At 68.0% G+C, this 21,348-nt stretch carries 20 protein-coding genes and 3 tRNA genes; 3 read left to right on the top strand and 20 right to left on the bottom strand.

Annotated elements, in window-relative coordinates:
* Positions 1-102: 102 nt before the first annotated feature.
* The 9 genes from rpoB to JAO81_RS09355 all read right to left on the bottom strand — a co-directional run bounded on the left by rpoB (position 103) and on the right by JAO81_RS09355 (position 9,524).
* Positions 103-3,585: a DNA-directed RNA polymerase subunit beta gene (gene rpoB / locus JAO81_RS09395; RefSeq protein ID WP_199547347.1), complete on the bottom strand. Its 3,483-nt coding sequence runs from the start codon at positions 3,583-3,585 to the stop codon at positions 103-105.
* 579 nt (positions 3,586-4,164) lie between these two features.
* On the bottom strand, positions 4,165-4,548 hold the full coding sequence (gene rplL / locus JAO81_RS09390; RefSeq protein ID WP_199547346.1) for a 50S ribosomal protein L7/L12: 384 nt from the start codon (positions 4,546-4,548) through the stop codon (positions 4,165-4,167).
* Positions 4,549-4,661: 113 nt separating this feature from the next.
* Complete coding sequence (gene rplJ, locus JAO81_RS09385) at positions 4,662-5,192, bottom strand: 50S ribosomal protein L10 (protein WP_165331761.1); 531 nt, start codon at positions 5,190-5,192, stop codon at positions 4,662-4,664.
* Positions 5,193-5,577: 385 nt separating this feature from the next.
* Positions 5,578-6,525: a hypothetical protein gene (locus JAO81_RS09380; protein WP_199547345.1), complete on the bottom strand. Its 948-nt coding sequence runs from the start codon at positions 6,523-6,525 to the stop codon at positions 5,578-5,580.
* Positions 6,526-6,662: 137 nt separating this feature from the next.
* Positions 6,663-7,397, bottom strand: coding sequence for a 50S ribosomal protein L1 (gene rplA, locus JAO81_RS09375; protein WP_199547344.1), 735 nt, complete (start codon positions 7,395-7,397; stop codon positions 6,663-6,665).
* Positions 7,398-7,483: 86 nt separating this feature from the next.
* Positions 7,484-7,918: a 50S ribosomal protein L11 gene (gene rplK, locus JAO81_RS09370; protein ID WP_165331764.1), complete on the bottom strand. Its 435-nt coding sequence runs from the start codon at positions 7,916-7,918 to the stop codon at positions 7,484-7,486.
* Positions 7,919-8,085: 167 nt separating this feature from the next.
* Positions 8,086-8,970 (bottom strand): transcription termination/antitermination protein NusG, encoded by an 885-nt coding sequence (gene nusG / locus JAO81_RS09365; protein ID WP_199547343.1) that lies wholly within the window; start codon positions 8,968-8,970, stop codon positions 8,086-8,088.
* An 86-nt stretch (positions 8,971-9,056) separates the two neighbouring features.
* Positions 9,057-9,344, bottom strand: a complete 288-nt coding sequence (gene secE, locus JAO81_RS09360) for a preprotein translocase subunit SecE (RefSeq protein WP_165331766.1) — start codon at positions 9,342-9,344, stop codon at positions 9,057-9,059.
* Between the two features lie 107 nt (positions 9,345-9,451).
* Positions 9,452-9,524: transfer RNA gene (locus JAO81_RS09355), tRNA-Trp, on the bottom strand.
* 214 nt (positions 9,525-9,738) lie between these two features.
* Here JAO81_RS09355 and JAO81_RS09350 point away from each other — a divergent pair.
* Both JAO81_RS09350 and JAO81_RS09345 read left to right on the top strand, forming a co-directional pair.
* A complete protein-coding gene (locus tag JAO81_RS09350; protein ID WP_199547342.1) occupies positions 9,739-10,962 on the top strand; it encodes a pyridoxal phosphate-dependent aminotransferase in 1,224 nt (407 codons plus the stop codon).
* A gap of 119 nt (positions 10,963-11,081) precedes the next feature.
* The gene (locus JAO81_RS09345; RefSeq protein ID WP_199547341.1) at positions 11,082-12,101 is read left to right on the top strand and encodes an adenosine deaminase; all 1,020 of its coding nucleotides are present in this window, start codon (positions 11,082-11,084) and stop codon (positions 12,099-12,101) included.
* A 73-nt stretch (positions 12,102-12,174) separates the two neighbouring features.
* On the opposite strand, the gene JAO81_RS09340 is transcribed toward JAO81_RS09345, so the two are convergent.
* On the bottom strand, positions 12,175-12,765 hold the full coding sequence (locus JAO81_RS09340) for a TetR/AcrR family transcriptional regulator (RefSeq protein ID WP_199547340.1): 591 nt from the start codon (positions 12,763-12,765) through the stop codon (positions 12,175-12,177).
* A 133-nt stretch (positions 12,766-12,898) separates the two neighbouring features.
* Between JAO81_RS09340 and JAO81_RS09335 the strand changes: the two genes are divergently transcribed.
* Complete coding sequence (locus JAO81_RS09335; protein ID WP_199547339.1) at positions 12,899-13,540, top strand: NAD(P)-dependent oxidoreductase; 642 nt, start codon at positions 12,899-12,901, stop codon at positions 13,538-13,540.
* A 191-nt stretch (positions 13,541-13,731) separates the two neighbouring features.
* Here JAO81_RS09335 and JAO81_RS09330 read toward each other — a convergent pair whose 3' ends face one another.
* The 10 genes from JAO81_RS09330 to JAO81_RS09285 form a co-directional block, all read right to left on the bottom strand.
* The gene (locus JAO81_RS09330) at positions 13,732-14,901 is read right to left on the bottom strand and encodes a serine hydrolase (RefSeq protein WP_199547338.1); all 1,170 of its coding nucleotides are present in this window, start codon (positions 14,899-14,901) and stop codon (positions 13,732-13,734) included.
* A 95-nt stretch (positions 14,902-14,996) separates the two neighbouring features.
* Positions 14,997-16,418 carry a lipopolysaccharide assembly protein LapB gene (locus tag JAO81_RS09325; protein WP_199547337.1) on the bottom strand — a complete coding sequence of 474 codons (1,422 nt, stop codon included), beginning with the start codon at positions 16,416-16,418 and terminating at the stop codon, positions 14,997-14,999.
* A 94-nt stretch (positions 16,419-16,512) separates the two neighbouring features.
* Positions 16,513-17,568 (bottom strand): UDP-N-acetylmuramate dehydrogenase, encoded by a 1,056-nt coding sequence (locus tag JAO81_RS09320; RefSeq protein ID WP_199547336.1) that lies wholly within the window; start codon positions 17,566-17,568, stop codon positions 16,513-16,515.
* 68 nt (positions 17,569-17,636) lie between these two features.
* Positions 17,637-19,085 carry an MFS transporter gene (locus JAO81_RS09315; RefSeq protein WP_199547335.1) on the bottom strand — a complete coding sequence of 483 codons (1,449 nt, stop codon included), beginning with the start codon at positions 19,083-19,085 and terminating at the stop codon, positions 17,637-17,639.
* Between the two features lie 110 nt (positions 19,086-19,195).
* The gene (locus tag JAO81_RS09310) at positions 19,196-19,750 is read right to left on the bottom strand and encodes a TetR/AcrR family transcriptional regulator (protein WP_199547334.1); all 555 of its coding nucleotides are present in this window, start codon (positions 19,748-19,750) and stop codon (positions 19,196-19,198) included.
* 130 nt (positions 19,751-19,880) lie between these two features.
* A complete protein-coding gene (locus JAO81_RS09305) occupies positions 19,881-20,309 on the bottom strand; it encodes a MaoC family dehydratase (RefSeq protein WP_199547333.1) in 429 nt (142 codons plus the stop codon).
* 2 nt (positions 20,310-20,311) lie between these two features.
* Positions 20,312-20,764, bottom strand: coding sequence for a MaoC family dehydratase N-terminal domain-containing protein (locus JAO81_RS09300; protein WP_199547332.1), 453 nt, complete (start codon positions 20,762-20,764; stop codon positions 20,312-20,314).
* 109 nt (positions 20,765-20,873) lie between these two features.
* The gene (gene rpmG / locus JAO81_RS09295; protein ID WP_003948671.1) at positions 20,874-21,038 is read right to left on the bottom strand and encodes a 50S ribosomal protein L33; all 165 of its coding nucleotides are present in this window, start codon (positions 21,036-21,038) and stop codon (positions 20,874-20,876) included.
* Between the two features lie 85 nt (positions 21,039-21,123).
* Positions 21,124-21,196 (bottom strand) — tRNA-Met (locus JAO81_RS09290).
* A 32-nt stretch (positions 21,197-21,228) separates the two neighbouring features.
* A tRNA-Thr gene (locus JAO81_RS09285) sits at positions 21,229-21,301 on the bottom strand.
* Between the last annotated feature and the right edge of the window lie 47 nt (positions 21,302-21,348).

The following is a 21,348-nucleotide window of genomic DNA, read 5'->3' as shown; positions in this document are numbered from 1 at the left end:
TCTCATCAATGGTCTGTACGGGGTCCGGGGTCCCGCCACCCGGCCGCGCGGGCCGGGGGGCGCCCCCCCCCGGCCGGGGGGGGGGGGGGGCAGGGGACCCCGTCAGACCTCTTCGACGCTGCTCGGCTCCCGCCGGGACAGGTCGATACCGAGCTCTTCCGCAGCGCGGAAGACGTCCTCGTCGGTGTCGCGCATCTCGATGGACATACCGTCCGAGGACAGCACCTCCACGTTGAGGCAGAGCGACTGCATTTCCTTGATGAGCACCTTGAAGGACTCGGGAATGCCCGGCTCGGGGATGTTCTCGCCCTTGACGATGGCTTCGTAGACCTTCACGCGGCCCGTGACGTCGTCGGACTTGATCGTGAGCAGCTCCTGGAGGGCGTACGCGGCGCCATAAGCCTCAAGCGCCCACACCTCCATCTCACCGAAGCGCTGGCCACCGAACTGCGCCTTACCACCCAGCGGCTGCTGGGTGATCATCGAGTACGGTCCGGTCGAACGCGCGTGGAGCTTGTCGTCGACCAGGTGGTGCAGCTTCAGGATGTACATGTAGCCGACCGAGATCGGGTCCGGGAACGGCTCTCCCGAACGACCGTCGAACAGCTGGGCCTTGCCGGACGGCTGCACCATGCGCACACCGTCACGGTTCGGGATGGTGTGCTCGAAGAGACCGGAGATCTCGTCCTCGCGGGCACCGTCGAACACTGGGGTCGCGACGTTGGAGCCGCCGGGCACCTCATCGGCGCCGATGGACTGCAGACGCTGCATCCACTCCTCGGCACCCTGCACGTTCCAGCCCTGGCTGGCGAGCCAGCCGAGGTGGATCTCGAGGACCTGGCCCGGGTTCATTCGGGACGGGACACCGAGCGGGTTGAGGATGATGTCGACCGGGGTGCCGTCCTCCAGGAACGGCATGTCCTCGATCGGGTTGATCTTGGAGATGACGCCCTTGTTGCCGTGACGACCGGCGAGCTTGTCACCGTTGTTGATCTTGCGCTTCTGCGCCACGTAGACACGAACCAGCTGGTTCACGCCCGGCGGCAGCTCGTCGCCCTCTTCACGGTCGAAGACGCGGACGCCGATGACCTTGCCGATCTCGCCGTGCGGCACCTTCAGCGAGGTGTCACGGACCTCACGGGCCTTCTCACCGAAGATCGCGCGCAGCAGGCGCTCCTCCGGCGTCAGCTCGGTCTCACCCTTGGGCGTGACCTTGCCGACGAGGATGTCGCCGGCGACGACGTCGGCACCGATCCGGATGATGCCGCGCTCGTCGAGGTCCGAGAGGACCTCCTCGGAGACGTTCGGGATGTCCCGGGTGATCTCCTCCGGGCCGAGCTTGGTGTCACGGGCGTCGACCTCGTGCTCCTCGATGTGGATCGAGGAGAGGACGTCGTCCTGCACGAGGCGCTGCGACAGGATGATCGCGTCCTCGTAGTTGTGACCCTCCCACGGCATGAACGCCACGAGCAGGTTCTTGCCGAGGGCCATCTCGCCCTCTTCGGTCGAGGGACCGTCGGCGAGAACCTGGCCCTCGATGACGCGAGCGCCCTCGTCGACGATGACCTTCTGGTTGAAGGACGTGCCCTGGTTCGAGCGGGAGAACTTGGCGATGCGGTACGTGGTGTACGTGCCGTCGTCGTTCGCCACCGTCACGTAGTCGGCGGAGACCTCCTGGACGACACCGTCCTTCTCGGCCTTGATGACGTCACCGGCGTCGACCGCACAGCGGTACTCCATGCCGGTGCCGACCAGCGGCGCCTCCGCCTTAATCAGCGGGACGGCCTGGCGCATCATGTTGGAGCCCATGAGCGCGCGGTTGGCGTCGTCGTGCTCGAGGAACGGGATCATCGCGGTCGCGACCGACACCATCTGGCGCGGCGAGACGTCCATGTAGTCGACGTCGTCGCCCGGGATGTAGTCGATCTCGCCGCCACGGCGGCGGACCAGGACGCGGGACTCTTCGAAGTGGAAGTCGTCCGTCAGCGGCGCATTGGCCTGCGCGATGACGAATCGGTCCTCTTCGTCGGCCGTCAGGTAGTCGACGTCGTCGGTGACGATGCCGTCGACGACCTTGCGGTACGGCGTCTCGATGAAACCGAACGGGTTGATGCGGCCGTACGAAGCGAGCGAGCCGATCAGACCGATGTTCGGGCCTTCGGGCGTCTCGATCGGGCACATGCGGCCGTAGTGCGAGGGGTGCACGTCACGGACCTCGAAGCCGGCCCGCTCACGGGACAGACCACCGGGGCCCAGCGCGTTCAGACGACGCTTGTGCGTCAGCCCCGACAGCGGGTTCGTCTGGTCCATGAACTGGGACAGCTGCGACGTACCGAAGAACTCCTTGATCGACGCCACCACGGGGCGAATGTTGATCAAGGTCTGCGGCGTGATCGCCTCGACGTCCTGGGTCGTCATGCGCTCACGCACGACGCGCTCCATACGGGCCAGACCCGTACGGACCTGGTTCTGGATGAGCTCGCCGACGTTACGGATACGACGGTTGCCGAAGTGGTCGATGTCGTCGGTCTCGACGACGATCTCGCGGCCCGAGGCACCGACGGTCTCGGTCTCACCGGCGTGCAGCTTCACCAGGTACTTGATGGTGGCGATGACGTCGTCGGTGGTGAGCACGCCGGCGTCCAGCGGCTCTTCGGCGCCGAGCTTCTTGTTCACCTTGTAGCGGCCGACCTTCGCGAGGTCGTAGCGCTTCGGGTTGAAGTAGAGGTTCTCGAGCAGCGTCTGAGCGGCCTCACGCGTCGGCGGCTCGCCCGGACGCAGCTTGCGGTAGATGTCGAGCAGCGCGTCGTCCTGGCCCTGGGTGTGGTCCTTCTCCAGGGTGGCGCGCATCGACTCGTACTCGCCGAACTCCTCGAGGATCTGCTCGGTCGTCCAACCGAGAGCCTTCAGGAGAACGGTGACGGACTGCTTGCGCTTGCGGTCGATACGGACACCGACCATGTCGCGCTTGTCGATCTCCATCTCGAGCCAGGCACCCCGGGACGGGATGATCTTGGCCGAGAAGATGTCCTTGTCGGACGTCTTGTCGATGGAGGAGTCGAAGTAGACACCCGGCGAGCGGACCAGCTGCGAGACGACGACACGCTCGGTGCCGTTGATGCAGAAGGTGCCCTTGCTCGTCATGAGCGGGAAGTCGCCCATGAAGACCGTCTGGGACTTGATCTCGCCGGTCTCGTTGTTGGTGAACTCGGCGGTGACGAAGAGCGGGGCCGCGTACGTGAAGTCGCGCTCCTTGCACTCGTCGATCGAGTTCTTCGGAGGCTCGAAGCGGTGGTCGCGGAAGGTCAGCGACATCGACCCGGAGAAGTCCTCGATCGGGGAGATCTCCTCGAAGATCTCCTCCAGACCGGACTTGGTGGGGACGTCCTGACCTGATTCCAGAGCGGCCTCGACCCGACTCTGCCAAGCGGTGTTGCCGAGCAGCCAGTCAAAGCTCTCGGTCTGCAGCGCGAGCAGGTTCGGAACCTCGAGGGGCTCTTTGATCTTTGCAAAGGAGATGCGCAGCGGGGCGGTGCTGGCGCCGTTGTTCGTAATCGCGGTCGAGGCAGTGCGCGAGGCGGCCAAGAGGGGGTCCTTCCGAGGGCTCGGACTCACTACGCGCGTACCGGTCCCAGGCTGAACGCGTCGACAGAAAACCCCAGGTCAGGGAAGGTCGGCCGACGAAGCTCAAGCATGGGCATGCCCCTGGTGACGGGCAGGAGGCAGCTAACAGGCAGCGCAAAGGGTCAGTGTAGCCACTAGGCCCACTGATGTCCAGTGCGGGTTTTCGACCGACCCACGAACACCTCGAATGCTGCTGTTGTGGCGCCCCCGGCAGACCCCTCGCCGGTGGACGCATATCCACACTGCCCAGTTCGTCTTCGATCCATGCCTCGGATCCGGATCGATGTGACGACGCGTCCTGAGAATTGCGCGCTGCGTGCGGTTCGTCAAGGCCCCCTGTCCCGTGGAGATCGTCACCGGGAGCCTTGGGGGGCCTGGGAGAGCACAACGAAGATCACCATACTCGGCCGCACCGCCAGCGCAAGGCAGCCGTCACAGGAACGCCGAAGGGCGACCACCCATATGGGTGATCGCCCTTCAGTGTCTGCGCGTTACAGCCCTGGGGCCGTACTACGCGAAAGAGTCAGACGACTCGTGAAGTCACTTGACCTCGACGGAGGCGCCGGCAGCCTTGAGGGACTCGGCAGCCTTCTCAGCGGCCTCCTTGGCGACCTTCTCGAGGACCGGCTTCGGGGTGCCGTCGACGAGGTCCTTGGCCTCCTTGAGACCCAGCGAGGTGAGCTCACGCACGACCTTGATGACCTGGATCTTCTTGTCGCCGGCACCGGTGAGGATGACGTCGAACTCGTCCTGCTCGGCCTCGGCCTCGGCCGGGGCGCCCGCAGCGGCGGGGCCGGCAACGGCGACGGCCGCGGCGGCGGTGACGTCGAACTTCTCCTCGAAGGCCTTCACGAACTCGGAGAGCTCGATGAGGGTCATCTCTTCGAACTGCGCGAGCAGGTCGTCCTGGGACAGCTTCGCCATGATGGCGTCCTTCCACTAATTCGGCTGGTGCCGGGGTGTACTAGAGAGGCGGGCGTACATTCGGGCCCGCTGCGACCGCCGCCCGGTGGGCGACAGTCAATGCGCGAGCCGAATTACTCGGCACCGCCCTGCTCGGCCTGCTTGGCACGAAGCGCTTCCGCGGTGCGGACGAACTTCGACGGGAGCGCCTGGAAGACCTGAGCAGCCTGAGTCTGCTTACCCTTCATGGCACCCGCCAGCTTGGCGAGCAGAACCTCGCGGGACTCGAGGTCCGCAAGCTTCTTGATCTCGTCGGCGGACAGCGCCTTGCCATCAAGGACACCGCCCTTGATGACGAGAGCGGGGTTGTCCTTGGCGAAGTCACGCAGACCCTTCGCCGCCTCGACCGGGTCACCGGTAACGAAGGCAACGGCCGTCGAGCCCTTGAGGTGCTCGTCCAGCGCAGAGAACCCGGCCTCCTGGGCCGCGATCTTGGTCAGCGTGTTCTTCACCACTCGGTACTGAGCGTTCTCGCCGAGAGAACGGCGCAGCTGCTTGAGCTGCGCCACGCTGAGTCCGGTGTACGAGGTGACAACAGCGGCGTTGGAGTTGCGCAGGTCGCGCGTGATCTCCTCGACAGCTGTGACCTTCTCGGTCGTCGCCATGAGCCTCGGCCTCCTTCCGGGGTGATGATCCTCGACTGACCTTCCGATCAGTCGCGTTCGCCGGACCGCCTGAATCAGGCACTTGGAGAAGGGGCTCTGCACAAACGGGCTGTACAAAACGAAACGCCCCGGCGCAGGCGCACGGGGCGTGAACTCAAACCGAATGTAACCATCCGGGAGTGCATTCCACAGTCACCTGCGCGGGTCGTCCGCTAATGCGGATCCTTCGGCCGCCGCGCTCCCTGACGGGCGCACAGCAACGACCAGCGGTCTTTGGCTTCCTCGGAAGAGTACGCGAACGAATGCTTGTCGAGCAAATCGGGCCAGGAGCATCTACGATGCGCCCGGCCCGCTCGCCGTACAGCTGCCCTGCCACCGCGTCGGATCAGCCTTCGAGGCCGCCCTCTTCCAGGCCGAGACCCTCGAGCTCCTCGAGCATCTTCAGGACGTCGAAGGTCTGCGACGCCGGCGGAACCTCGACCTGAGCCTTGGCCCCGTAGTCGGAGAACGTCTGGTGGATCTCGACGGTGCCCTCCGGGGACTCCATCCCGACATCCATCTTGACCGGGTAGCCGTCCTTGTTGACCCAGACCTCGGTGTCGTAGCCCTTGATGCCGGACTTCTCCATGTTCTTCAGGAGCTCCTCGCGGTCCTTGCCTTCGAGGAAGTCGAGGGAGTCGTTGGACTCCAGCATCTCCGCGACCGTCAGCTTGCCCTTGTAGTGGTCGGCCTTCTGGCCGGCGACCGTCTCGGTGCCGAGGTGCTTGAGGTTCTCGGACTCCAGGAGCAGGGCCATCTGCTGGGCCGGGTCCTGGTTCATGTTCTCCATGCCGCCCGTCAGCGCCTTCTGCAGCTGCGGGTCGGCGCCTTCCTCGGCCATCTTGTCGGCCATGGCGCCGAAGTCCATCTTCATCCAGCGCTTGCCGTCCATCTCGGCGAGCGCGGCTTTGCCCATGTCCATGTACATCACGTTGTCGCGCATGACCATGCGGATCTGCTCGGGCGCGTCCGGGTCACCCGCGCTGAGCGCCGAGCCCGACATCGTCATGTCCAGGACGGTCGGGTCCCAGCCCATGACACCGGACATCTTCATGTCGCCCCCGCCGTCCAGGCCGGCCGGCATCGACATGGTCATCTCGACCTTGGCGGACTTCGCCTCGGCCGTCTTCTCGTACGCGGCCGTCAGCGTCTTGATCGCCGTCGCACGCGACTGGAACCTCGGCGCCTTGTCGGCGGCGGCCTTGCCGTCCGTCCCCGAGCCCTGGCAGCCGGCCACGGCGACCAGAGTGGCGGCGGATACGGCGGCCAGGCCTATGCGCTTGTACGTGCTCATCGGTGCAACCCCCCAGTGGTGCTTATGAGTAGACAGTCAACGTAGCCGAGGCCACCGACACGTAGAAACGCAAAAACCCCGGACCCGCCAGGCCCCCCGGGGGGCGGCGGGGGCAGGGCAATGACCAGCTGTGAGCTTCAAGCCCAGACCGCGGCCGGGTCCTCCTCGACGAGGAGGTTGCGGGTGCGGTTCGGGTCGAGCGGAATGCCGGGGCCCATCGTGGTGGCGATGGCGGCCTTCTTGATGTAGCGACCCTTGGCGGCGGACGGCTTCAGACGGAGGATCTCCTCCAGGGCCGCGCCGTAGTTCTCCACCAGCTTGGTCTCGTCGAAGGAGACCTTGCCGATGATGAAGTGCAGGTTCGAGTGCTTGTCGACGCGGAACTCGATCTTGCCGCCCTTGATCTCGTTGACCGCCTTGGCGACGTCGGGCGTCACGGTGCCGGTCTTCGGGTTGGGCATGAGACCACGCGGGCCGAGGACGCGGCCGAGACGGCCGACCTTGCCCATGAGGTCCGGGGTGGCGACGACCGCGTCGAACTCGTTGAGGCGGTTGCCCGCCGCGATCTCGGCGATCAGCTCGTCGGAGCCGACGATGTCGGCGCCCGCGGCTTCCGCGGCCGCAGCACGGTCACCGGTCGCGAAGACCAGGACCCGGGCGGTCTTGCCGGTGCCGTGCGGGAGGTTCACGGTGCCACGGACCATCTGGTCGGCCTTGCGCGGGTCGACACCCAGGCGGAAGGCGACCTCGACGGTGCCGTCGAACTTGGTCGCGGAGGTCTCCTTGGCGAGACGGACGGCCTCGAGCGGGGCGTAGAGCTTGTCCCGGTCGATCTTGGCGTCCGCAGCGCGGAGAGTCTTGCTGCGCTTCACATCTACTCCTGAGGTTCAGGGTGGGAGTTCGTGGTGCGGACCAGCGCTGGCCCTACCACTACTTCAAAGGTCTTACGGGGGTGAGGTCAGCCCTCGACCGTGACGCCCATGGAACGGGCGGTGCCCGCGATGATCTTGGACGCGGCGTCCAGGTCGTTCGCGTTCAGGTCGGCCATCTTGGTCTCGGCGATCTCGCGGACCTGAGCCAGCGTGATCTTGGCGACCTTGGTCTTGTGGGGCTCGCCGGAGCCCTTCTCGATACCGGCGGCCTTCAGGATCATCTTCGCGGCCGGCGGCGTCTTGGTGATGAAGGTGAAGGAGCGGTCTTCGTAGACCGTGATCTCCACCGGGATCACCCAGCCACGCTGCGACTCGGTCGCGGCGTTGTAGGCCTTGCAGAACTCCATGATGTTGACGCCGTGCTGGCCAAGGGCAGGGCCGACCGGCGGAGCCGGGTTGGCCGCGCCGGCCTGGATCTGGAGCTTGATAAGCCCCGTGACCTTCTTCTTCTTGGGAGGCATTGCTCTCTCCGGGTCCTAGTGAGAGTGAACCGCCTTCACCCGATCATCCGGATGGAGGCATACCGCACAACGATAACGGGTATCCATGCGCGGCTAAAAACCGAGCAGGTCAGACCGGCTTTAGAGAGCCCGTCTGACCTGTTCGGAAGCGTGCTGTCCAGTAAGAGCTAGTTCTTCTGGATCTGGTCGAAGCTCAGCTCGACCGGGGTCTCGCGGCCGAAGATCTCGACGAGGCCCTTGACCTTCTTCGAGTCGGCGTTGATCTCGTTGATGGTCGCCTGCAGCGTCGCGAACGGGCCGTCGGTGACGGTGACCGAGTCGCCGACCTCGAAGTCCAGAACCTGGACCTCGACCTTGCGCTGCGGAGCGGGCTTGCCCTCGGCCTCGGCGGCCTCGCGGGCGGCCTTCTCCTCGGCCTCCGGGGCGAGCATCTTGACGATCTCGTCCAGGGTCAGCGGGTACGGGTCGTAGGCGTTGCCCACGAAGCCGGTGACGCCGGGGGTGTTGCGGACGACGCCCCAGGACTCGTTCGTCAGGTCCATGCGGACGAGCACGTAACCAGGCAGCTTGTTCTGCTTGATCGTCTTGCGCTCGCCGTTCTTGATCTGGGCGACCTCTTCCTGCGGCACCTCGGCCTGGAAGATGAAGTCCTCGACGTTGAGCGAGACGGCGCGCTGCTCGAGGTTGGTCTTCACGCGGTTCTCGTAACCGGCGTAGGTGTGGATCACGTACCACTCGCCGGGCAGCGTGCGCAGTTCCTCGCGCAGGGCGGCGATCGGGTCGACCGGCTCGGCGGGCTCCTCGTCGGCGACGTCCTCGTCGGGCTCCTCGGCGGCGACGTCCTCGGCGGCGGCCTCGTCGGCCTCCGTCTCGGCGACGGCTTCGGCTTCGTCCTCGACGTGCACGGCCGCTTCTTCGGCGGACTCGCCGGCAGCGGCGTCGGCAGCTTCGGCCTGGTCCGGGTCCACGGAGTCCGCCGCCTCGACGATGTCGAGCTGGTCCTCTACGGACTCGATCGACTCGCTGGCGTCGTTCAGGTTCGGGTCAGACACGGTGGCTGCTTCTTCCTGGCTACAAAATGGGGGTGGAACGCGCGAAAGGGACGCCGAAGGTAACGGCGTCCTTGTCGCTGTGGCTTCTAACCGAAGATGTACTTGACGGCTTCGGAGAAGCCATAGTCAATCACGGTCACCAAGCCGATCATGATGACAACGAAGACAATCACCACTGTGGTGTATGTCGTCAGCTGATTGCGAGTCGGCCAGACAACCTTGCGGAGTTCGGCGACGATCTGGCGGTAGAAGATCGCGAGGCGGCCCAGGGGGCCCTTCTTTCCTCGCTTGCCGCCCTTACGAGCCTTCTTCTTGGACTCGGTCGCCTCGTCCGGGGCATCAGGCGTGTCGATGGAGCCCACGGCGTCCGTCACTCGTTTTCACCTGATTCCGGGTCGTGGCCGTGCCGCGCCCGGGAGAGCCGCACGGCGGTGCTTTGCAGTACGTACATGCGCACACATCCTGGCGATGGTGTGTGTAGCAGGGCCGGAGGGACTTGAACCCCCAACCGCCGGTTTTGGAGACCGGTGCTCTACCAATTGAGCTACGACCCTTTGAGTTCCCCCAACGTACCGCATCCCAACAGTCGCACGGGGTGCGGTAGGTGGGAGCGGCCTGTGAGGGCCAACGAGGGATGAGTGTACGTGGTCCGGGCCGTGGCGTCGAACAGGTACCTGCCCGCTGCCCATCAGACACCTGTCCAGGGGCGATGTCCGCTCTTCGGAACTCATGTGCTCGGGGCTGCGCGGGTCTGGAACGATGGGGCGCATGAGCGCTGCAACCCCACCCACCGAACGCCGTATCTCCCGCAGGATCGGAGCGATCTCCGAGTCCGCGACCCTCGCCGTCGACGCCAAGGCCAAGGCCCTCAAGGCCGCCGGCCGGCCGGTGATCGGCTTCGGCGCCGGTGAGCCGGACTTCCCGACGCCCGGTTACATCGTCGAGGCCGCCATCGAGGCCTGCAAGAACCCGAAGTACCACCGGTACACGCCGGCCGGCGGGCTGCCCGAGCTCAAGGCCGCGATCGCCGCGAAGACGCTGCGCGACTCGGGATACGAGGTCGAGGCCGCCAACGTGCTGGTCACCAACGGTGGCAAGCAGGCGATCTACGAGGCCTTCGCGACGATCCTGGATCCGGGTGACGAGGTCATCGTGCCGACCCCGTACTGGACGACGTACCCGGAGTCGATCCAGCTCGCGGGTGGTGTCCCGGTGTTCGTGACCGCGGACGAGACGACCGGCTACCGGGTCTCGGTGGAGCAGCTGGAAGCGGCCGTCACCGAGAACACCAAGGTGCTGCTCTTCGTCTCCCCCTCCAACCCGACGGGCGCCGTCTACACCCGCGCGCAGGTCGAGGAGATCGGCCGCTGGGCCGCCGCCAAGGGTCTGTGGGTCCTGACCGACGAGATCTACGAGCACCTGGTGTACGGCGACGCGGAGTTCGCGTCCCTGCCGGTGGTCGTGCCCGAGCTGCGCGACAAGTGCATCATCGTCAACGGTGTGGCCAAGACGTACGCCATGACCGGCTGGCGCGTGGGATGGGTCATCGGCCCGAAGGACGTGGTCAAGGCCGCGTCCAACCTGCAGTCGCACGCCACCTCCAACGTCTCCAACGTCGCGCAGGTGGCCGCCATCGCCGCCGTGTCCGGTGACCTGTCGGCCGTCGACGAGATGAAGACCGCTTTCGACCGTCGCCGCCAGACGATCGTGCGGATGCTCAACGAGATCGACGGCGTCCTGTGCCCTGTGCCCGAGGGCGCCTTCTACGCGTACCCCTCGGTGAAGGGTCTGCTCGGCAAGGAGATCCGCGGCAAGCGCCCGGAGTCCTCCGTCGAGCTCGCCGCGCTCATCCTGGACGAGGTCGAGGTCGCGGTGGTGCCGGGCGAGGCCTTCGGTACGCCGGGTTACCTGCGGCTTTCGTACGCGCTCGGCGACGAGGACCTCGTCGAGGGCGTCTCGCGGATCCAGAAGCTGCTCGCCGAGGCGCGCTGACCTCCGCGGACTTGTACGGGCCCCTGGCTTCGGCCGGGGGCCCGTTTGTTCGTTCGGGCAAGTACTCGTTGGTGGAAAGCGGCTACCGGGACGCCTGGTGCGTACGGCAGGATCTTCAGATGGAGCGTGTACGTGACGTACGGCTGTTGCCGAAGGCCCATCTGCATCTGCACTTCACCGGGTCGATGCGGCCCACGACCCTGCTCGAGCTCGCCGACAAGTACGGCGTGCATCTGCCGGAGGCGCTGACCGGCGGGGAGCCGCCGAAGCTGCGGGCGACCGATGAGCGCGGGTGGTTCCGGTTCCAGCGCCTCTACGACATGGCGCGGTCCTGTCTGCGGGAGCCCGAGGATATTCAGCGCCTGGTCAGGGAGGCCGCCGAGGAGGACATCCGGGACGGGTCCGGGTGGCTGGAGATCCAGGTCGACCCGACCTCGTACGCCCCACGGCTCGGCGGTCTGATTCCGGCGCTCGAGCTCATCCTCGACGCGGTGGACACGGCTTCGCGGGAGACGGGGCTCGGCATGCGTGTCCTGGTCGCCGCGAACCGGATGAAGCACCCGCTGGACGCGCGCACGCTGGCCCGGCTCGCGGTGCGGTACGCGGACCGGGGCATCGTCGGGTTCGGGTTGTCGAACGATGAACGCCGGGGCATGGCAAGGGATTTCGATCGCGCCTTCGCGATCGCGCGCGAGGGCGGTCTGCTCGCGGCGCCGCACGGCGGGGAGCTGACGGGGCCCGCGTCGGTACGGGACTGTCTCGACGATCTGCACGCCTCGCGCATCGGGCACGGAGTGCGGGCCGCCGAGGATCCGCGGCTCCTCAAGCGCCTTGCCGACAGGGGTGTGGCCTGCGAGGTCTGTCCGTCGTCCAATGTCGCGCTCGGGGTCTACGAGAAGCCCGAGGACGTACCGCTGAGGAAGCTGTTCGAGGCCGGGGTGCCGATGGCGCTGGGGGCGGACGACCCGCTGCTCTTCGGGTCCCGGCTTGCGGCGCAGTACGAACTGGCGCGGGCGTACCACGGGTTCACGGACGCCGAACTGGCGGAGCTGGCGCGGCAGTCGGTGCGTGCGTCGGCCGCGCCCCACGACGTGCGGGACAAGCTGCTCGCCGGGATCGACGACTGGATCGTCGGCTGACGCGGGTTGCGGGCTGATGCGGGTTGCGGACTGACGCGGGTTGCGGGCTGACGCGGGCCGGCCGAGGGGGCCGCTAGCCGATCCCCGCCAGGAGCGTGCGGACGAGGTCACGCGCGAACGCGTCCGCCGGAGGGGGCGGGAACTGGCCTGCCGCGTCGTACGCGAAGGCGCGCTGGGCGCAGGCGCCGAGGAGCAGGGACGCGGCCGCGTACGTGTCGGCTTCGGGGCGGATACGGCCTGCCACCTGCTCGGCACGGAGATAGGCGTCCAGGCCGACGATCGGCATATGAGGGCCCGTGCCCATCTCGCGCATGGCCGCTTCATGGCGGGTCTTGAGCTGGGTCTCGGCGTACAGAGACGCGGCGATCGGGAAGCTCTGCTCGTAGAACAGCGCGGCCTCGTGGGCGATCCGGACGAGGTTCTCCTCGATGGAGCGTGCGCTGGGGTTTCCGGCCAACTGGTCGAGGAGCGGTGTGAGCCTGGGCAGGCGCTCCTGCAGGACGGTCACGAAGAGCTCCTCCTTGCTGGTGAAGTGCTTGTAGAGGGCGGCCTCGGAGCAGCCGGCCTCCTTCGCGATGACCTTGGTGGTGGCGCGGGCCAGGCCGACGCTGAGCATCAGGTGATGGGCGGCGTCGAGGATGCGGGCTCTGGCCGGTTTCTGCATGGGGGCTCCTGGGGGGGCTTGACGGGTGAGTGAATGCTTACCCACTCTAGGGGTGAGTGAATACTCACCCACCCCGGGCGGTGAGTGAGTGTTCACCGACCGAAGTGAGTACTTACCCACCCGAGGAGGGGCCATGAAGCTCACTGTTTTCGGTGCGACCGGCGGGATCGGGCAGGAGATCGTCCGGCAGGCGCTGGCGGCGGGACACCAGGTCACGGCAGTCGTACGGGACCCTGCCCGGCTGTCCGTACAAGGGGAGCGCCTTGAGGTCTTCCGGGCCGACCTGTCGGATGCCGAAGGGCTGCGGGCCGCTGTCGCCGGGCGCGACGCGGTGCTCTCGGGGCTCGGGGCGCGCGGAATGAAGGACGCGCGCGACGGGATCGCGGCCCGGCTCACGCGGCCGGTGCTGCGGGCCATGGAGGCGGAGGGCGTGCGGCGGCTGCTCGTGGTCAGCGCCGCGCCGCTCGCCGGTGCAGCGGCGGAGCGCGAGCCGGCGGTGGACCGGGTGATGTTCCGGGTGATCAGCCGGGTGCTCAAGCCGGTGTACGACGATCTGCGGGTGATGGAGGACGAGCTGGCCTCCAGCGCGACCGACTGGACCTCGGTGCGGCCGCCGAAGCTGGTCGACAAGCCGGTGACGGGCACGTATCGCACGCGGACCGGCGGCAATCCGCGCAGCGCGCGCACGATCGGGCGAGCGGATGTGGCGCACGCGATGCTGGCGCTGATCGACGATCCGGGGACCGTCAAGCAGGCGGTCGGAGTCGCCTACTGAAGGGCGGTCGGCAGCTGTCGCGTCAGGCGGCCAGGCTGCCGGTCAGGTCGCGCGGCTGCCGGGTCAGGTCGCGCGACCGTCGCGTCAGGGCGGGCGACCGTCGCGTCAGGTCGCGCGACCGTCGCGTCAGGCCGGGCGACTGTCGCGTCAGGGCGTGCCGACTGCCGCATCAGGCCCGGGCTGCTGACGGGTCAGGTTGCGCTGCTGCCTGGCATGTTCGTCAGCTGCCAGAACTCCTCCAGGAGGGTCGGTGGGGTCGGACCGCCCAGCTCGACCTGTGTGAGCAGGATGCCGACCGCACCCGTGGCCGGATGGAGATGGGCCGAGGTGCCGGTGCCGCCGACCCAGCCGTAGCGGCCGGGGACGCTCCACGGGTGGGCCGCCACGAGGTCGACTCCTGCGCCGTAACCCCAGCCCTGGCCATCGAGGAACAGGTCGCTGCCCGCGCGCTGGGCTTCGGTGAGCTGGTTGGTGACCATGGCGCGGAGCGAGTCCGGGGACAGCAGGCGGTGGCCCGCGCCCGAGGCGCCTTCGGCGAGCATCATGCGCGCGAAGGCGTACCAGTCGTCGACGGTCGAGACCAGTCCGCCCGCGCCGGAGAGGAAGGCGGGCTCGCTGCTCCACTGGCCGTCGGGGGCGTCCACCAGTTCCAGGCCACTGCCGTCGGGGCTGTTGCGGTAGTACGAGGTGAAGCGGCCCAACTCCGTTGCGGGGACGGAGAATCCGGTGTCCTTCATGCCCAGCGGCTCAAAGATCCGCTCGGCGAGGAAGCCGCCGAGCGACCGCCCCGAGACCCGGGCGATCAGCACGCCCTGGAGCTCGGAACAGGTGTTGTAGAGCCAGGTGTCCCCCGGCTGGTGCAGCAGCGGGACTTGCGCGAGGGCCGCCATCCACTCGTCGGTGGCGGCGACTTCCTGCGGCCTCGGCGGCCCCTGCTTGAGCTCGGTGAAGAGCGGGGCGAGGGCGGGCTTGGAGAAGTCGGACGTGAAGCCGTATCCGGCCGTGAAGTCGAGCAGGTGGCGGACCGTGATGGGGCGGACGGCCGGGACGGTGTCGTCCACGGCAGCGTCCGGGGTACGGACGACCCGCGGCTTCTCCAGCTCGGGGAGCCAGTGTGCGACCGGATCGTCCAGACCGATGCGGCCGTCCTCGATCAGCATGAGGACGGCCGCGGCGACGATGGGCTTGGTGATCGAGGCGATACGGAAGAGGGTGTCGCGGGTCATGGGGGTGCCGGAGCCGAGGCCGGTGGCACCGACGGCCTGGACCTCCACCCGGTCGCCGTGAGCGATCAGGGCGACTGCACCGGGAACGGTGCCTTCATCCACGTAGCGCTGGAGGAGGGTGCGCAGAGCGGTCATGGGTGGCCTTCCCGTCGCCATGAGGTCCATGGAGGTCTACGAAAAGGGTGACTGCCTCAGCGACCGGAACTCATCTCTGCGCTCGGCGCGCCCGGTCAGGCTGCGCCTCTGTCGGCGGGGCGGAGCGTGGCTTCGCGGAGTTCGCGGGTGAATCGGGGCAGGGAGACGTGGTCCGCTTCCGCGGGGGTCGCCACGATGCCCACGCTGCCCTTGTCGATCCAGGCACAGAGGGTGAGGGGCCCTTGGCCGAGCGCATAGCCCATGCACTCCATGCGTCCTCCGAGCGATCCCGGGTCGGCGCTCCAGGAGTCCGTCGGTTCCCCCAGGGCAGAGAACCCGTTGCGCATGGCGGCGAGAAGCTCGGCGGGATCTTCACGATGCAGGTCCCCCGTCGCGCCGAAGAGGATAAAGGCCACACCTTCCTCCTGGGACGAGTAGACACCGGAGAAGGCCCGTGCTCCGGGTGGCAGGGGCATGCCTGCCACTCGCTTCTCCATCACCCCGCTCACCGCATCCCCCGTGTGGAGCGGAAGGCCGAGAAAGGACGTCGGCACCGACGCCTCGTACCGCGGATACTCCGCCGCCCGCGCCGCGTACCACCCGGCGGACCCCGTCACCGACCCGAACGCCACAAGGACCGCGAGCGCGCCGATCAGCCGCTCACGCCGGGTGGCGGACGGAAGGTCGGGGGCGCCCGGGGCCGGCTCCCGGTGGTCGAGGGGCAGCCTGACCTCGGCCCGCGCGCGGGCGCGGCGGAGCAGGACGTGTTGCTGCAGTACGGGGAGCAGCACCAGTGCGGCGGAGTACGCCACCGGCGCGGGCAGGTGGAGCGCGGGCGCTCCGAGGGCGACAGCGGCCACGAGCAGGGCCGCGACCAGGGCGTACATGTGCGGCGTGCGCACCACGATGCGAGCGAGCAGGGCGCTGGGCCGGGCCAGGCCCGCGAGGGTCTCGGCGCGTACCGCGAGGCGACGGTCGTAGGGCCACGCGGCGGCCGCCTGCTCGGCGTGCGCGGCGGCTGTCCGCACGTCCACGCCACCGGACAGCGCGCTGCGTGCGTCGTAGCGCTGGACGGTGGCGGGCTCCGCCCACTGGGCGCCGGACCCCCCGCCCGGGTGGCGCTCGCGCGCCTGCGGGGAAGGGGGCGCGAGTCCCTTGACCCGGCCCGCCGCGGCCCTGCCGCGTGACACCCGGCCCGGCTCGTCGAGCGCGTCGCCGGCCAGACCGAACTCCGCGTAGGCGGCGAGCAGGTCCAGGTCGTCGGGGAAGGTGACCAGGCCCATCTGGAAGGTGCGCTCCGCGGCCGCGTCGTGATCGTCCTCGTTCTCGGCGGCATGTGCCCGGCCGAGGACCAGATACAGCCCCGCGTAGGGCCCGAACGCGTCGAGTGCGTCCTGTGCCTGCGTACGCGCCGCCTTGAACTCCCCCGCCCGCAGCAGCGCCTGGGCGCGCTCGATGGCGAGCTGCGCGGACTGGCCGTCCACGGGCAGCCCGAACTGCCCGTTGTTGTCGTGCATCTGTGGTCCCCACCCCTGATGTGCTGTCGCCGGTCAAGTCGGCGCAGTCACTATCAGGGGCACCCCACAGCGCGGTCAAGCATGAATTCCCAGCTCAGAGGGATACGCCGACCATCACGGGCTCGTTGACCAAGGTGACTCCGAAGGCCTCGTGGACCCCGGCGACGACCTCGCGGGCCAGCGCGAGGAGGTCCTCCGTGGTGGCCGCGCCCCGGTTCGTCAGGGCCAGGGTGTGCTTGGTGGAGATACGGGCCGGGCCCGTGCCGTACCCCTTGGTGAAGCCGGCCTTGTCGATCAGCCAGGCGGCCGAGGTCTTCGTCCGCCCCTCCCCCGCCGGGTACGCGGGCGGGGTGACGTCGGCGCCGAGGCGCTCGTGGGCACGCTCCAGGAACGCCTCGTACTCGCCCGCCGTCAGGATCGGGTTGGTGAAGAACGAACCCGCCGACCACGTGTCGTGGTCCTCCGGGTCGAGCACCATGCCCTTGCCTGCGCGCAGCTTGAGCACCGTCTCGCGGGCCTGTCCGAGCGGTACGCGGTCGCCGGCCTCGACGCCGAGGGCGCGGGCGGTCTCCGGGTACTTGAGGGGGGCGCTCAGACCGCCGGCGTCCTCGAGTGCGAAGCGGACGCGCAGGACGACGTAGCGCTCCGGGTCGGACTTGAAGCGGCTGTGGCGGTACGAGAAGGCGCATTCGGCGTTCGGGAGGGTGACCGTCTCACCGGCTTCGCGGTCGTACGCGATTACCTCGGTGATGGTGCTGGAGACCTCCTGCCCGTACGCCCCCACGTTCTGGATCGGGGTCGCGCCCGCCGAGCCGGGGATGCCGGCCAGGCACTCGATGCCCGCGAGGCCCGCCTCGACCGTGTGCGCCACGGCGTCGGTCCACACCTCGCCGGCCGCCAGCTCCAGCTGCGTACCGTCGAGTTCGAAGCCCTGGGTGGCAATCCTGAGGGCCGTACCGGCAAAGCCCTTGTCGCCGATGATCAGGTTCGAGCCACCGCCGACGATGAGCAGCGGGGTGCCTGCGGCGTCGGCCGCGCGCACGGCTTCGATCACCTCGGCGTCGGTGGTCGCGGTGATCAGGCGGGCGGCCGGGCCGCCGAGCCGGAAGGTGGTCAGTGGGGCGAGCGGGGCTTCGTGGAGTTCCTGCACGCGCTCAAGGGTACGGTCCGGGGCCGACAGCTCCCGGACCGTACCCTCGTGCCTTCCTGCCCGGCGCCTCACGCACCGATCAGTTCGCGGCTCTCCTCATGGGTCTCGCCGACGTGCACGGCGGTCTTGCTCCGGCGCGGGATCGCCAGCGCCGCGAGGGCTGCCACGGCCACCGCCGCGGCGCCCGCCCACAGCGCGGGCTGCAGTCCGTCGACGAAGGTCTGCGCGGGCCCGTAACCGCCCTGCGCCGAGAAGACGGCCGCGAGGGTCGCGATGCCGAGGGCGCCGCCGACCTCGCGCAGCGCGTTGTTGGCGCCGGAGGCGACGCCCTGTTCGGAGGGGCGGACGCTGGACATGACCAGGTTCGCGGCGGGGGCGAAGAACAGCGCCATACCGATACCGCTGATGATCAGGGCCGGGAGCTGCGCCGCGTACGAGACGTCGGGGCTGAGGATCACCGCGAACCAGGCGAGGCCGATCGCCTGCAGGGCCAGGCCCGCGGCGACCACCGGGCGGCCGCCGATACGGTCGGACAGATAGCCCGCGATCGGCGCGACGATCATCGGCATCCCGGTCCAGGGCAGCATCCGCAGGCCCGCCTCGGTGGGCGAGTAGCCGAGGACGTCCTGCAGGAACTGGCTGAGCAGGAAGATGGAGCCGAACATTCCGAGGAACATCAGCAGGCTCGCCGCATTGATGCCGGCGAAGGCGCGGTTGCGGAACAGCCGCATGGGCAGCATCGGGTTCTCGGCACGTATTCCGTGGCGTACGAAGGCGGCGAGCAGCAGTCCGCCGCCGATCAGGCCGGCGAGGACCTGGACGCTGGTCCAGCCGTCGATGTTGCCGCGGATCAGGCCGTAGACGATGCCGAACAGGCCACCGCTGGCGAGCACGGTGCCGGTGATGTCGAGCGGAGCGCCGTTGCCGTACGACTCCTTGAGGCGCAGCCGGGCGAGCGGCAGGACGGTGAGACCGAGCGGCACGTTCAGCCAGAAGATCCACTGCCAGGAGATGTGCTCGGTCAGGCTGCCGCCGATGAGCGGGCCGCTGGCGACCGCGAGGCCGTTGACCGCGCCCCAGATCCCGTACGCCATCCCGCGCTTGGCGGCCGGAACGGCGGCCGTGAGCAGGGTCAGCGTGAGCGGCATCATGATCGCGGCGCCGACGCCCTGGACGGCGCGGGCGGCGATCAGGGAGTCGATGCCTGGGGCGAGCGCGGCCGCCGCGGAGGCGCCGGTGAAGATCGTGAGCCCGACGAGGAAGAGCTTGCGCCGGCCGAAGCGGTCACCCAGTGCGGCGCCGAACATCAGCAGAACGGCGAAGGTCAGGGTGTACGCGCTGACCGTCCACTCCAGGTCGTGCATCTCGCCGCCGAAGTCCGCGCGGATCGCGGGCAGGGCGGTTGTCACGACCAGGTTGTCCAGGGCGGCCATGAAGCCGGCGATGCTGGTGATGACGAGGGCCCAGACGGCTCCCCCGCGCCCTGTGGTGGTCTCGGTCTCTGCTCGCTGTGACATTGCTTTCCCCTCCGGCCAGTTGATTAGTTATTGATGACTAACTTCCGCGGGTACAAAAGTGCGCACCCTTCCGTGCCGTGCCACACCTCGCCTCACACCCAACGCCTGGACTACCGCGGCTGAACCTCGTCATAGAAGCCGGCCCACACCCGGTGATCAGACTGAAAGCCCATCGACACCAGGACGTTGATGAGCATCCCGTACGCGAGGAACTGCGTGGCCTCGTCGACGTCCGCCCCCATCGCCAGGTTGGCGACGTCGTACATCTCCATCCACTCCGCCCGCAGCGCCTCGCCGAACTCACGGTCGCCCGCGGCCTCGGCGGCCGCGACCGCCACGTACATCTGCATCTGCATGAGCAGTTTCTCGGGGTCGTCCGCGATGAGCGCCTGGTACGCGTCCCCCATCGCCTTGGTGGCCTCCTCGCCCTGCAGCCCGTCGGACGCCCGGCGGAAGACCTCGGTGACGTCCCGGCAGCAGCGGCGGGCGGCCTCGAGGAAGATCGCCTGCTTGCCCGGGAAGAGCCGGAAGAGATACGGCTGCGAGACACCGACCCGCTTGGCGATCGCCTCCGTCGAGGTGCCGTGGTAGCCGCCCCGGGAGAACTCCGTGACCGCCGCCCGGATGACGCTCTCGCGTCGCTCGTCCGCACTCATCCTGACCATGCGAGTAAGTTAGTGGCCAATTACTAACTACGTCAAGGGGTACGCGGAAGGGGCGCCCCGCCTGAGGAGCGCCCCTTACTGTTCTCGCAGGTCAGACAAGCTGGACTACGGCACGCGACATCCCGATCCGTCAGACCAGCTGGACGACAGCCCGCGACATCCCGAGCACCTTCTGCCCGGCGCTCATCGCGAGCAGATCCACCCGCACCCGGTTGTCGTCGAGCTTGGCCGCGACCTTGGCGCTGACCTCGATCGCGGCGCCCTCGCCGTCGTTCGGCACGACGACCGGCTTGGTGAAGCGCACGCCGTACTCGACGACCGCGGCCGGGTCGCCGGTCCAGTCGGTGACGACGCGGATCGCCTCGGCCATGGTGAACATGCCGTGCGCGATCACGTCCGGAAGGCCGACCTCGACCGCGAACTTCTCGTTCCAGTGGATCGGATTGAAGTCACCGGAGGCGCCCGCGTACTGCACGAGCGTGGCGCGCGTCACGGGGAAGGTCTGGGCCGGCAGTTCGGTGCCGACCTCGACATCTGCGTACGAAATCTTCGCGCTCATCGTCACTCTCCGTCCGCAGCGCGCGCGACGAGCTTGGTCCACGCGGTCACGACATGCTCGCCGGCCTCGTCGTGGACTTCGCCGCGGATGTCCAGGATGTCGTTGCCCGCCATGGACTTGATCGCCTCGATGGTCGAGGTGACGCTGAGGCGGTCGCCCGCGCGCACGGGGCGCGTGTAGGCGAACTTCTGGTCACCGTGCACAACGCGGCTGTAGTCCAGGCCGAGCTGCGGGTCCTCGATGACCTGGCCCGCCGCCTTGAACGTGATGGCGAACACGAAGGTCGGCGGCGCGATCACATCGCTGTGGCCGTACGCCTTGGCGGCCTCGGCGTCGCGGTAGACGGGGTTGGCGTCGCCCACCGCCTCGGCGAACTCGCGGATCTTCTCCCGGCCGACCTCATAGGGGTCGGTGGCCGGGTAGGTCCGCCCGACGAAGGACTGGTCGAGCGCCATGGGCTCGGCACCTCCTGCAACAGATGGGGACGTACTGCTGGGTACTGCGGGCGAAAACGACGCGAGGCCGCCCCCAAATGAATGGGGACGGCCTCGCGTACGAGCCTTGTTATCGCGTCTCGCGGTGCGCGGTGTGCGCATTGCAACGCGGGCAGTGCTTCTTCATCTCAAGACGGTCCGGGTTGTTACGCCGGTTCTTCTTGGTGATGTAGTTCCGCTCCTTGCACTCCACGCAGGCCAGCGTGATCTTCGGGCGGACATCGGTGGCAGCCACGTGAGTGCTCCTTGATGAACGGATGGTATTAACGCATAGAAGAGTAGCCGACCGGAGGACCGACCCCACAATCGGCTACTGTCAGTAGCGGTGACCGGACTTGAACCGGTGACACAGCGATTATGAGCCGCTTGCTCTACCGACTGAGCTACACCGCTGTGATGCAGGCCACGAAATGTGGTTGCACCAGAGCCCCAATGCGGAATCGAACCGCAGACCTTCTCCTTACCATGGAGACGCTCTACCGACTGAGCTATTGGGGCGAGCGATGAAGACATTACACGGTTGGTCGCCGATCGCCCAAATCCTT

Origin of the sequence: Streptomyces sp. N35, from assembly GCF_016464295.1 — a bacterium.
Lineage (GTDB): Bacteria > Actinomycetota > Actinomycetes > Streptomycetales > Streptomycetaceae > Streptomyces.
This window is presented reverse-complemented; position numbering and strand designations above follow the sequence as displayed.